The sequence below is a fragment of the Paenibacillus sp. JDR-2 genome, assembly GCF_000023585.1.
Lineage (GTDB): Bacteria > Bacillota > Bacilli > Paenibacillales > Paenibacillaceae > Pristimantibacillus.
The window spans coordinates 4,250,803-4,262,494 of the sequence record NC_012914.1; the positions used below are offsets into that span (position 1 = coordinate 4,250,803).

Here is an 11,692-nt window from a genome sequence, read left to right on the forward strand (position 1 = left end):
ACATTTATCCATTACAACTGCCCAGTATCGAAAGAAAAGCTACCGATCTTATACCGGCAGCTTTATCGTTTAATCTATTAAATTATCGTCATCCCCATATCATTATTTCAACACTTTAATCGTTAAACAACAGAAGCACCCTCCACGATTTTGCTTGCGATGATGATATGGTTCAGGCAATCGCCTTCGATGCTGCCTAGCTTATGCATGAGTAACCTGACGGACTGCGCCCCCAACTCAGTGGGCTGTAAATCCATTCCGGTCAAAGGAGGTACGGTCTGATGCATCATCGAAAGATCGCCGCAAATGACGAATAGGGAAATATCTTCGGGAATCCGCAAGCCCAAATCTTGGATTGCGTTCATGGCGTTAAACGCCGCACGGTCGTCGTCCGCAATAATCGCTGTAACCATCTCTCCGCTCTCCCGCAATACGCGGATTGTCTCTGCATAGCCATAACGCAAATATTGTTCCGATTGAATTCGTGGCTTGTAATGGTGCATAGCCTCCCGTATGACAATTCGATGTTTTGCCAGTGCCTCGATAAACGCCGCTTTTCTCTCCACCGAAACGGTCATCCCTTCCGTCGCGTTCAGAAACATCAAATTCACATGCCCTCTTGCGATTAAGTAATCGCAAATATCATGCATAATCCGCCTATTATCGTTGTTTACTGTTGGCGCTTCCTTTACTTGTTCATTTAAAATTTTTCCAACCGTAACAAAGGGCATGCCGTTCATATGGAGTAAGCGTATCCGCTCATCCTCTTCGGTGGGTCCGAGCACGATCGCGCCGTCTATGGGATAACTGGTCAAAGAAGGTGTTTTCACCTCCAGTACCGGAAGCATATCAAGCAGCACTCTGTAGCCGTATCTTGAGGCCTCCAGCACGACACCGTTAATGAATTGGTTATGAAAGGCGCTGAAAAAGAAATTGCCATGAGGGATGGTTAGTCCAATCGCCATCGTCTTTTTCGTCACCAAGCTTCTCGCGATGTGATTCGGGACGTAATTTAGTTCCTTGGATGCCTTGAGAACTCTTTCCGTTACTTTCTTGCTGGTCGGCCTTTTTTGACTGAACACGTTGGAGACGGTTCCTTTGGATACGCCGGCAAGACGCGCCACATCGTCGATTTTCGCCATGGACAGCTATTGCTCCCGTTTAAGCCTTAATCCGCTTGTTGGAAGCAAGTTGTTCATTCAAGCGATCCGCCAGCTCCACGAGTGCAAGCGGCTCTTCAATTATGTAATCCGGCCGTTCCGCGGGATCCAGCGATGTTTTCGGATAGCGCGAGGTCCAGTTCAGATGTACGCTTGTAATACCCTCCTGATTAGCTCCCCTGACGTCCCGCGACAGATTATTGCCAACCATAATGATCCTCTCCTTGTCCTGCTCGCCAAGCTCCATCGCGCCCATAGCCGCTCTAAACATGCGCGGATTCGGCTTCTCGATCTTCATCTGCTCGGAGTAGATCAGTACTTCGAAGTAATCGTATAGGCCGTTTAACGAGAGCAAATTTTTGAACGATTGGGCCAAACCGTCAGCTACGATCGCCAGTCGATAACCACGCTCTGCCAGCAATCTAACCATCTCATCGGCACCGGGAATAACTTTTCCCTCTATGACCGTGCCATTCTCATCGCGTACCTCCGTACCTTCATCGATAATCGTATCCCCGCAGTCTAGAAAAATAATAAGTTCCTTCACTTCATTGTTATTCGCCTGTTCTCCGTTCATGCCCTTGCTCCCCTCAGTGTCAATTGTTCCGCATAGTGGCAAGCCGCCATATGGTTGTCTCCGATTTCCCGCAAAGCGGGTACCTCTTTCATGCATCTTTCCGTCTTGTATGCGCAGCGGGGATGAAAATGGCATCCGCTTGGCGGATTCGCCGGATTCGGCACCTCCCCTTCCAGGACGATCCTCTCCTTCTTCATATCCGGATCCGGCTGCGGCACGGCGGAGAGAAGCGCTTCGGTATACGGGTGTTTGGGCTGCCTGAACATGGATTCAACGCCAGCCATCTCCACCACCTTGCCCAAGTGCATGACGGCCACGCGGTCAGAAATATTCTCCACGATCGACAGATCGTGCGAGATGAATATATAAGTGATTTTATATTGCTCTTGCAAATCCTTCAACAGATTAATGATTTGGGCTTGAATCGACACGTCCAGCGCAGATACGGCTTCATCGCATACGATCAGCCTCGGCTGGGTAATGAGTGCCCGTGCAATAGCGATCCGCTGCCGCTGTCCGCCGGAAAAAGCATGCGGATAACGTTTAAGATAACTGACGTTTAAACCCGTTTTCTCCGCGATCTCCGACACTTTCCGTTCCACTTCCGACTTGGGCAGTTTAAAGTTGGCGATCAGCGGCTCGGATATAATATCGAATACGCTCATCCGCGGACTCAGCGAAGAGTACGGATCCTGGAATATCATCTGAATGTCTTTTCTGAACTTCTTCGCTTCGGCACCTTTCAGCTTCAGAAAATCAACAGAATCTCCATTATCCGTTCGATAGACGACTTCCCCGGAAGAGGCATCCATCCCCCTCACGATACATCGGCCAAGCGTAGTTTTGCCGCAACCAGATTCGCCTACGATGCTTAGCGTCTCGCCTTCCTGCAGCTTGAATGAAATATCCTGCAGCACGCGTACGGGTATCGGTCTGCCAAACAGCGCTTTCTTGGACTTCGCTTTGAATTCTTTATTAAGATTTTTAATTTCCAATATGGGTTTAGCCATCGTCATTTCCCCCTCCCTGCTGCTCCGAATACAGGAAGCACCTGACCGTATGACTGTCGGATATTTGCGTGCTTGGCACGGACTGCTTATTGCACACACCCTCGATCCGGTCTTTGCAGCGTTCGTAGAAGCCGCACATTGGCGGCATATTGAATGGAATAGGCACCGAGCCTTCGATTGATTCCAGCCGTTTTGTTTTATTGCCGCCTAGTCTCGGCATCGATCGCAAAAGCCCTTTTGTATACGGATGCTTTGGATTGCGGAAAATCTCCCTCATTGGCGCCTGCTCGACAATTTTACCGAGATACATGACGGCCACTTCGTCACACATTTCCGCGATAATTCCCAAATCATGCGTCACTAACAGAATCGCCATGCCGAATTCCTGCTGCAGCCGCTTCATTAACTCTAGTACCTGGGCTTGGATCGTCACATCAAGCGCTGTCGTAGGCTCGTCAGCAATCAAAATTTCGGGATTGCATGACAATGCCATAGAAATCATAGCCCGCTGGCGCATTCCGCCAGAGAATTCATGCGGGTATTGATCAAACCTCTTTTCCTGGTCCGATATACCGACCTTGCTCAACATCTCAAGAGCGATCTTCTTCGCTTCCTTTTTGTTCCTGGTTCGGTGGATTAAGATCGCTTCCATAATCTGATTCCCAATCGTATACATTGGCGAGAAAGCTGTCATCGGTTCTTGAAAGATCATAGCGATCTTACGGCCGCGAATGGAGCGGATCTTACGACCGTTTGGATCCAGCGAGAGCAAATCCAACGCACCATCCTTCGTCTCTTCCGAAGAAAGGTAATCGATTGTCCCCGAAGTCTCGCATTCCTTCGGATTAATGCCGAGTAACGCCCGGCTCGTCAAGCTTTTTCCGCAGCCCGACTCGCCTACGAGACCTAACGTCCTTCCCTTTCGGATTTCGAAATCTACCCCGTCCACAGCATTCATCACTCCGTTATCCATCTTGATCCGAATTTTCAAATCCTGAACACGGAGAAGCGGATGCTGCGGTTGAGCGGTCTCTGCTGTCATAAATATCCCCTCGCTATATTTTTGTATTTGAGCCTACCGTTTGTATGGATCTGCAGCGTCGCGCAAGCCGTCGCCAAGAAAGTTGAACGTTAAGACGGTGAGAATAACCGTTCCAAGCGGAATGATCTTCCACGGATACAAAGCGATATTATCAATCTTCTGCGCTTCCTGAAGCAGTACGCCCCAGCTGGTGGCAGGAGAACGAATGCCAAGCCCAAGGAAACTCATGGCCGTCTCGGCTAGAATCATGCCGGGAATCGCCAGCGTCGTTGCTACGACCAGATAGCTGATGAAGCCGGGCAGCAAATGCCTGGCGATAATTTTCGTGTCGCTGACGCCCGCGATTTTGGCGGCAACAACGTAATCTTCGTTTCTGAGGGATATAAATTTGCCTCGTACGACCCTCGCCAGCCCCGTCCATTCAATAAACGCAAAAATGATAACGATATAGAAGTACATCCTGACGACCGGAATACGCGGAGGAATCGCCGCCGACAATGCCATCCATAACGGCAGCGTCGGGAAAGAACGTATAATCTCAATAACACGCTGAATAATGGCATCCAGCCAGCCTCCGAAATAACCGGACGCCCCGCCGATAATCAAGCCCAAGACAAAGCTGATCCCCACTCCCACTAAAGGAATGCTTAATGAGACTTGACTGCCTAGCAAAATGCGGGAAAATAAATCTCTTCCAAGCGAGTCCGTACCCAGCAAGAAGAGGCGACCGGGCTCCTCGACTCCGATAAGATGCGTGGTTGAGGGAATCATGCCTAGAAACTTATAACGCTCGCCTTTCACGAAAAATTGAAGCGGATACTTCTTCGTATCGTTCGTAAACGTTTTGCGCATTGTCTCAGGATCGCGTCCAGATTTCAACCCGTACACGAAAGGCCGGATATGAAACTTTCCTTCCGTATCAACGAATCGCAACTTCATCGGAGGCGCATTCACGTATTTACTGTCGTAGTTTTCCAATCCGTAAGGAGCTAGGAATTGGGCGAACAAAGCCCCTGCGTAGAGAAGCGCAAGCACGATCAGGCTGACCCGTGCGAGCTTATGCTTCTTGAACCTGACGTACATAAGCTGCCATTGCGAACTGTAGTTTGCATCCTTATCTTTGGCAGGCTCAGCGCTAGACGCTTTTCGTCTTCTAAATACCGATAGTCGCCTCATAGTCTACGATCCCCTGAATTCTGTACGGATTTTTGGATCCAGCCACGCGAGCAAGATGTCTGAAATCAAAGTTCCGAGCACCGTAAGCAGCGCCATGAACAATAGCCAAGTCCCCGCCAGGTACATGTCCTGCCCAAGCAAGGCATTAAACATGACCGGCCCTTGAATCGGCAAATTTAGAACAATCGCCGTAATCGTAGAACCGGTAAAGATCGAAGTAAGCGACCAGCCGAATGTGCTGACGATTGGGTTTAGCGCGGCCCTTGTCGGGTATTTAAACAGGATTTTCCGTTCCGACAAGCCTTTTGCTCTTGCCGTAACGACGTTTGGTTTGTTCAGCTCATCCAGCATTTGGCCCCGCATAACGCGAATCAAATCCGCCGTCCCGGATAGCCCGATTACAATGACGGGAATGACCATATGCTTCGCCAGATCGATCGCCTTGTCCATTGACCAAGGCGCGTTAACGTATTCGGCGGAGAACAAACCAAGCAGCGGGTCACCGAACCAGGTATAAGAAAGGAACATCAGAATGACGGCCATCAAGAAATGCGGCGTTGCCATTCCGAGAAAGCTTAGTCCCGAGAAGAAATAGTCGCCTGCCGAATATTGCTTGACCGCACAGTAGATGCCAATTGGAATCGCCACAAGATATTGGAAGGCCATCGTCACCAGGGACACGGTTAACGTCAGGCCCATGTACTGCTTAATGACGTCTAGCACAGGCTTGTTATAGTTAAAGGAGAAGCCAAAATCTCCGTGCAATACGATATCCTTAACCCAAATGAAATACTGTTCGTAAACGGGACGATCAAGACCAAGGTCCGCTCTCATCGCAGCCATGTCTTCCTGGGTGAATACTTCTCCGGCAACTGAGGCTTCAGCCGCGTAATTGGATACGTAATCGCCGGGCGGCAGCTGTATAATGTAGAACACGATAACGGATATAAAAAACACGACCGGGATGGCCAGTAAAATACGCTTCAACGTATACTGTAGCACCTGTTATCCTCCCTTCCCTTTACCATTACGCGTCACTTGAAGCAAATGTCTTTCGAATAAACATGCCGCCGCAAAGGGTGAGCTGACACTCTCCCCTTGCGGCACGCTTTTACGAAATAAAGGTTACGGCTTTAAATAGAACTGTGCGGGATGAGCCGCTCCAAGCGAACGGAACTCGTCAGCCCAAATCAGATCTTTCGGAATGTTGCCCATCTTATTCGAAGCGGCAATCAAGGTCGGCGTCGGGCCGGCATAACCGATTACCCATTGGTTTTTCATGTGCAACTTGACGATCTCATTGCTAAGCCGATTAATCTCTTCGGGCGTTTTGGCCGCTTTGATCTGATCCCAGTACTCTAGAATTTTGGCAATGTCACCCTCTGGTTTTACGCCCTCCTTGCCTCCCGACGAAACGTATAAGCCGTATTGTCCATACCACGGAGTCAAGACGCGAAGCGGAACAAGCGCATCTGGACGGTAAGCTACGTTAACAACGGAAATGTTCTCGATGCTGACCGGTACTTGATTGGAATACTTCAATTCCTGCAGCGTCGCTTGATCGACGAGCTTCACGTTCGTCTTAATGCCCATATCCTCGTAATACTTCTTGAGGAGCTCAGTGTAATTAGCGCTATCCTCTGAAGAATCCATAATGGTGAGGGTCACGTCCGAACCGTCCGGGAACAGCCGGAAATTGTTCTTGTCGCGCTTCGTTAATCCAATCTCGTCGAGCAGCGCGTTCGCCCGATCTGGATCAAAGCTCGACCATTGATCCGCCCAGCCCTCCTGGTAACCGACAAGCCCTTCCTGAACGGAAGCTTGGATCGGGTCCGCGATGCCGTTCGTCACGATCTCCGTAATCTCGCTGCGATTAACGCCAATCGAAAGCGCTTCTCTAAAGCGGATATCCTGGAACAATTTGCGAAGATTAGGATCGTCTATGGTTTGGTTGAGTTGAATACCCGAAGTCATCCAAGCCGGCTGCTGCCAGGAGATAACGCGGTAATCGCCCTTCTTCTCGTTTTCCTTCAATACGGTAAAATCCTGCGCTCCGAACGTAGACAAATTAAAGTCGCCTGCCAGCGTACCTAGAACCCGCTGACTCGGATCTTGTATTTTCGTTGCGACGATTCGGTCCATGTAAGGCAGCTGATTGCCTTCGGGATCCGTTTTCCAATAATACGGATTCCGTTCCATAATGAACTGATCGCTATTCGGATCGTTCTTAGCTACCCATGGCCGGAGCGTAGGAATTTGCGGATAAAGCCAGTAATAATAACCGGTTTCCTTCAGGAAAGCCGTCGTATCCTCGAAGCCCCACTGCTTGGCGATCTCAAGTGCTTTTTCCTCGCCGACAAGCTCCGGCAGAATCGTCTTGTGGAAATGGGCCGGTGCGAAAAACCATTTATTGTCGATTGCGACACGTTCTAAAAACTGAACGCTCGGATACTTATGAACGACCTTAAACGTATAATCGTCTACCTTTGTGACCGTGGCCAGCGCCTTATCACCCGTAACCGGATCAACCGAGTAATAAGCATCGTAGATCGCCTTGCCAAAGGTTTCCTTCGTCAACATGTGCTCCCAATAGAAAAGTACATCGTCCGCCGTAAAGGGCTCACCGTCGGACCACTTCATGCCCTCCCTAAGATGAATCGTAAACTCGGTTGAATCCTCGTTGACTTCATAGCTCTTGGCTACGTTTGGTTCGACGCCGCTGCCGTCCTTGTTGAAACGAAAAAGCGCCTCCTCCGTCGGCTGCCCGACGGACCACTTGTCGCCCGGACCTGTCCAAGCCATCTTCCAATCCCCGCCGTATTGTCCGATTTCGTCAACCACTGGCTCCACCATGACGTCAGCCTGGACTGGGAGGCGTTCCGACAACGGAGGAAGAGTACCGCCTGCTACAAGCTTGGCAAGCATAGGGGCTTCCTTGGTCGCTGTTGCGTCCGTACCGCCGCCTCCGCCACCCTTGTCTTCATCCTTGTCGGTGCCCTTGTCGCTGTTCGGCTCTCCAGCCGCATTCGACGGCGCCGGCGAATTATTATTATTCGTACACCCTGCCGCAATAATAGAAATGATAACTAATAGAACAGCCAGCAGCTTCCGCTGTCTCCTCAAATGAACCCCTCCATTCGTGAGTTTTGCTTCATTGACTATGCTGCGCTCCCCTTATTTCTTGCCTTAAGTAGATTCTCGGCTGCCAGGATGAAGGAAATATTCACCTCCGTAATGTTAATTTTTTGTAAATTGTATGCGCTTTATTTGAAAGAATGTCATCTTTTAAAGCGGTTTAAAATACGAATCCAAAAAAATATAAAGCGCTTCACTAACATACCTGAACACTCGGTTTTAACTTATCCCTTTAAAAAGGCGACACTTTGCAGTGAACGCCATGCCTTACTTGCGTGGAGATTTAATCTCTTTTTCAAACAAAAAAACTCCCGGAAAGGGAGTTTAAGATACAAAAAGCGATGCCATATGCGGAGGCTAAAATCAAACAGCTCAATTGAGTAAGCATAATCAGGTTTATCCTTTGACCGCCCCTTCCGTAATGCCTTGAATAATCCACCGCTGGAAGAACGCGAAGATCAGGACAATCGGAATCGACGAAAGGATCAGCGATGCAAGAATAAGCGCCCAGTCCCGGCTGTATTTGCCGAAGAACATGTTGATCGTCAGAACAAGCGTATATTGACGGTAATCGTTCAGGAGCAGCACCGGCAGCAGGAAGTCATTCCAGAGCCACAGCAAGTTCAGCACAACAATCGTAAACGTGATGGGCATGAGCAACGGGAAAATGATCAGGAAGAACCCTTTCCACTCGCCGCAGCCGTCCATGCTCGCGGATTCGTCCAGCTCCCGGGGGATGCCTTTAACGAAACCGTGATAGAGGAAAATAGCCATATTGACGCCGAGCCCGGCGCAGACGACTCCGAGGCCAAGCGGCGAACCCTGCAGCCCGAGATCGCGGGCCATCTTAGTCAGCGTAACCATGATCGTCTGGAACGGAATAAGCATGGACGCGACGAACAGCATGAAGATCCAGCTGCTCAGCCTACTTCTGGTGCGGGACAGCTTATAACCAGCCAGAGAACTGCACGCAACGATGCCTACTATGCCCGTTACGGTCACGATGACGGTATTCCAGCCGCTTCGGAGCATGTTCGCTTTCTTGAATGCTTCCGTGTAATTATCGAATTTTAATGCAGACGGCAAGCCCAACACGGAGTTGTATACCTCGCCCTCCGTCTTGAACGAATTGACGATAGCCATGTAGATCGGAAAGAGAAAGTAGACCGCCAGAACGGCAAGCACGACCCAGGCCAGAACGGAATAGATGCGTCTGCTCATGCTTCCACCTCGCGCTTCTTCATCATCGTTACTTGGATCATGGTGATGACGAGAATGATCAGGAACAGGATGATTGCTTTGGCGCTGGCATAGCCGTACCGGTTATTGCCTTGGTATGCTTCCTCGAGAATATTCATCGTGATGACCTGAGTGCCCCGTCCCGGACCTCCTCCGGTTAAGGCATAGACCAGATCATATACCTTGAACGAGCTGTTTAAGGTTAGGAAGATACAGATCGTCAACGCGTGAGCGATCAGCGGCAGCGTGATGTACCGAAGCATACGGAATGGTGTCGCCCCGTCGATGATTGCCGCTTCCTTCAGGTGTAAGGGAATCCCCTGGATGGCCGACATGTAAATCAGCATCAGCGTGCCGACCCCGCCCCATAAGGATACGAGCAGAATCGACCAGAACGACACCTGAGGATCGCCGAGCCAGGACAAATCGAGGAATTTGAATACGGCGTACTCGGACAGGGCCGGAATAACCTTCGAGAAGACGAATACCCACATAAACGTGCTAATAATGACGCTCAGCATGTTCGGCATAAAGAAAATCGTCCGGAACAGCCCTTTGGCCCGCGTACGGGATTCAATGAGTATCGCCAGCAGCAGGGCGACCACGTTCTGGAAGACGACCGCGAAGATCACGTACTTGGCGGTAAACCAAATGGCCGAACGGAAGTAACGGTCATCCCTCAGCGCCTCGACGAAATTTTGAATGCCGACGAAGCCGTAGGTCTTGTTCAGTCCGTTCCAATCCGTGAAGCTGTAGTAAGAGCCTTGGAGCATCGGGATAACCAGAAAAAGCAGATAAAGCACGAAGGCGGGCAACACGAACAAAATGAGCGAAAAGGTCGCTTTGTAGCGGGTCGTCATGATTGCATTCACTCCTTAGGGAAGACATACCCCGCTCCCGCTTGCCCTAAAGGGGTCTTGCGGAAGCAGGATACGCTCGTTTTGATCCGGGTTCGGTTTACTTGGCGGCTGCCGCGTTGGCTTCCTTCCATGTCTTGTCCAATTGCTTGATGACGTCTTCTTTGGACAACTTCTTGTCGAAGTAGGATTGCAGCGCTTTGCCCGACTCGTCTTTAACCGCGGATGGAATCGCAGGGTCCCTGTAGGACTGGCCTTTGTTTACGTAAACGGCGGCGTCTTCTACCCAAGGGTAAGGCTTAAAGGTATGGTTCTTGGAAACCGGGTTGAATTTCAGGCTTTGGTACAGATCGTTCGACGCTTGGTCGTCGAGGATGAAGTTGAGCAGGTCGATCGCGACTTCCTTGTTCTTGCTGGTCGGCGGTACGGACAGAGCCGTAGACACCGATACGTTGATGCGCAGCGAAGCCGGGTCGTCGTTAATCGGCAGCGGAGCAACGCCGAATTCCGCCTTGTCGTTCATCTTCAGGATGCTGTCCGCATCCCATGTGCCTTGTACCCACATAGCCGCTTTGCCGTTCGCAAAGTCGGCCGCGCCATCGTCGTTGCCTTTCTCGAATGCGCGATCCGTGCCATTCGCGTTGACAAGATCGATAATGTCGAACATCTCCTTGATGTCCGCGAAGCTGCCTTGGTCGTTGTTCATTTTATCCATGAAGTCCGGGTGACTGCTGTTGACGAGACCTCCTACCGTGAGCGGCAGGAACAATTGCGGAATCCAGCTTTCCTTGTAGCTTAGCAGGAACGGCGTCACCTTGTTGTCCTTCAGCTTCTGCACAACCGCTTTCATCTCGGTGAGCGTATTAGGCGGCGTGATGCCGAGATCGGCAAAAATCTTTTTGTTATACAAGTAGCCCCACGATAAACTTTCCATTGGCACTGCAACAACTTTGCCGTCCATGGAGACGAGGTCCTTGATGCCGTCGATCAACTTACCCGCGAGCGGCTGGTCGGACAGGTCGGTCAGGTAGCCGGCTTTGTAGAAGGTAGGCATATCGTTTCCGGCATGCAGGCTGAATACATCGGGTACGTCGCCCGTGGCGAGACGGGTTTTCAAAATCTGCGGTGCGTTATCCGCTCCCGGATATTCGGAGTTAAACGTGACTTCGATATTTTTCTCGGCCTTCTCTTTCTCCGCGAATTTCTCGAAGTAGCCGTCGAACTGCTCGCGGAAACGGTCTAGGCCGCCGAGAAAGATCTTCAGCTCGACTTTCTTCGGCGCTCCCGAAGGTTTATTATCGGCCGACGTATTCGAAGGAGCATCGTTCGCCCCGCTTCCTTGCGTATTTCCGGCTCCCGCTCCGTTATTCGCGTTGCCTCCACCGGAGCAGGCCGCCGTTAGTCCCAGTATTGTAACCGCTGTCAAGATTGAAATCGTTTTCTTCATTTCAAGACCTCCCTAAGTATGGATAACGCTTACGTCATTGAGTATAACG

General features: G+C 50.5%; 10 protein-coding genes. All 10 read right to left on the reverse strand.

Annotated features, from left to right (window positions below; genetic code table 11):
- Nucleotides 1–122: 122 nt before the first annotated feature.
- Nucleotides 123–1,142, reverse strand: coding sequence for a LacI family DNA-binding transcriptional regulator (locus PJDR2_RS18730; protein ID WP_015845290.1), 1,020 nt, complete (start codon nucleotides 1,140–1,142; stop codon nucleotides 123–125).
- A gap of 19 nt (nucleotides 1,143–1,161) precedes the next feature.
- Entirely contained in the window at nucleotides 1,162–1,737 is a 576-nt protein-coding gene (locus PJDR2_RS18735; RefSeq protein WP_015845291.1) for an HAD family hydrolase, read from the reverse strand.
- On the reverse strand, nucleotides 1,734–2,747 hold the full coding sequence (locus PJDR2_RS18740; protein ID WP_041613512.1) for an ABC transporter ATP-binding protein: 1,014 nt from the start codon (nucleotides 2,745–2,747) through the stop codon (nucleotides 1,734–1,736). The genes PJDR2_RS18735 and PJDR2_RS18740 overlap by 4 nt, the downstream gene beginning before the upstream one ends.
- A complete protein-coding gene (locus PJDR2_RS18745; protein ID WP_015845293.1) occupies nucleotides 2,740–3,789 on the reverse strand; it encodes an ABC transporter ATP-binding protein in 1,050 nt (349 codons plus the stop codon). Before PJDR2_RS18745 ends, PJDR2_RS18740 begins: the two co-directional genes overlap by 8 nt.
- A gap of 33 nt (nucleotides 3,790–3,822) precedes the next feature.
- The gene (locus PJDR2_RS18750; protein WP_015845294.1) at nucleotides 3,823–4,965 is read right to left on the reverse strand and encodes an ABC transporter permease; all 1,143 of its coding nucleotides are present in this window, start codon (nucleotides 4,963–4,965) and stop codon (nucleotides 3,823–3,825) included.
- A 3-nt stretch (nucleotides 4,966–4,968) separates the two neighbouring features.
- Nucleotides 4,969–5,967 (reverse strand): ABC transporter permease, encoded by a 999-nt coding sequence (locus PJDR2_RS18755; protein WP_015845295.1) that lies wholly within the window; start codon nucleotides 5,965–5,967, stop codon nucleotides 4,969–4,971.
- Nucleotides 5,968–6,090: 123 nt separating this feature from the next.
- Nucleotides 6,091–8,088: an ABC transporter substrate-binding protein gene (locus PJDR2_RS18760; protein ID WP_015845296.1), complete on the reverse strand. Its 1,998-nt coding sequence runs from the start codon at nucleotides 8,086–8,088 to the stop codon at nucleotides 6,091–6,093.
- Between the two features lie 408 nt (nucleotides 8,089–8,496).
- On the reverse strand, nucleotides 8,497–9,321 hold the full coding sequence (locus tag PJDR2_RS18765; protein ID WP_015845297.1) for a carbohydrate ABC transporter permease: 825 nt from the start codon (nucleotides 9,319–9,321) through the stop codon (nucleotides 8,497–8,499).
- Nucleotides 9,318–10,199: a carbohydrate ABC transporter permease gene (locus tag PJDR2_RS18770; protein WP_015845298.1), complete on the reverse strand. Its 882-nt coding sequence runs from the start codon at nucleotides 10,197–10,199 to the stop codon at nucleotides 9,318–9,320. The genes PJDR2_RS18765 and PJDR2_RS18770 overlap by 4 nt, the downstream gene beginning before the upstream one ends.
- Nucleotides 10,200–10,296: 97 nt before the next feature.
- Nucleotides 10,297–11,643, reverse strand: a complete 1,347-nt coding sequence (locus PJDR2_RS18775) for an ABC transporter substrate-binding protein (protein WP_015845299.1) — start codon at nucleotides 11,641–11,643, stop codon at nucleotides 10,297–10,299.
- Nucleotides 11,644–11,692 lie beyond the last annotated feature (49 nt).

What these genes read in the sequence shown, in the direction of transcription:
- PJDR2_RS18730 (WP_015845290.1), bottom strand. Translation starts at nt 1,142, where the DNA reads ATGGCGAAAATCGACGATGTGGCGCGTCTTGCCGGCGTATCCAAAGGA.
- PJDR2_RS18770 (WP_015845298.1), bottom strand. Translation starts at nt 10,199, where the DNA reads ATGACGACCCGCTACAAAGCGACCTTTTCGCTCATTTTGTTCGTGTTG.
- PJDR2_RS18735 (WP_015845291.1), bottom strand. Translation starts at nt 1,737, where the DNA reads ATGAACGGAGAACAGGCGAATAACAATGAAGTGAAGGAACTTATTATT.
- PJDR2_RS18740 (WP_041613512.1), bottom strand. Translation starts at nt 2,747, where the DNA reads ATGGCTAAACCCATATTGGAAATTAAAAATCTTAATAAAGAATTCAAA.
- PJDR2_RS18745 (WP_015845293.1), bottom strand. Translation starts at nt 3,789, where the DNA reads ATGACAGCAGAGACCGCTCAACCGCAGCATCCGCTTCTCCGTGTTCAG.
- PJDR2_RS18750 (WP_015845294.1), bottom strand. Translation starts at nt 4,965, where the DNA reads ATGAGGCGACTATCGGTATTTAGAAGACGAAAAGCGTCTAGCGCTGAG.
- PJDR2_RS18765 (WP_015845297.1), bottom strand. Translation starts at nt 9,321, where the DNA reads ATGAGCAGACGCATCTATTCCGTTCTGGCCTGGGTCGTGCTTGCCGTT.
- PJDR2_RS18775 (WP_015845299.1), bottom strand. Translation starts at nt 11,643, where the DNA reads ATGAAGAAAACGATTTCAATCTTGACAGCGGTTACAATACTGGGACTA.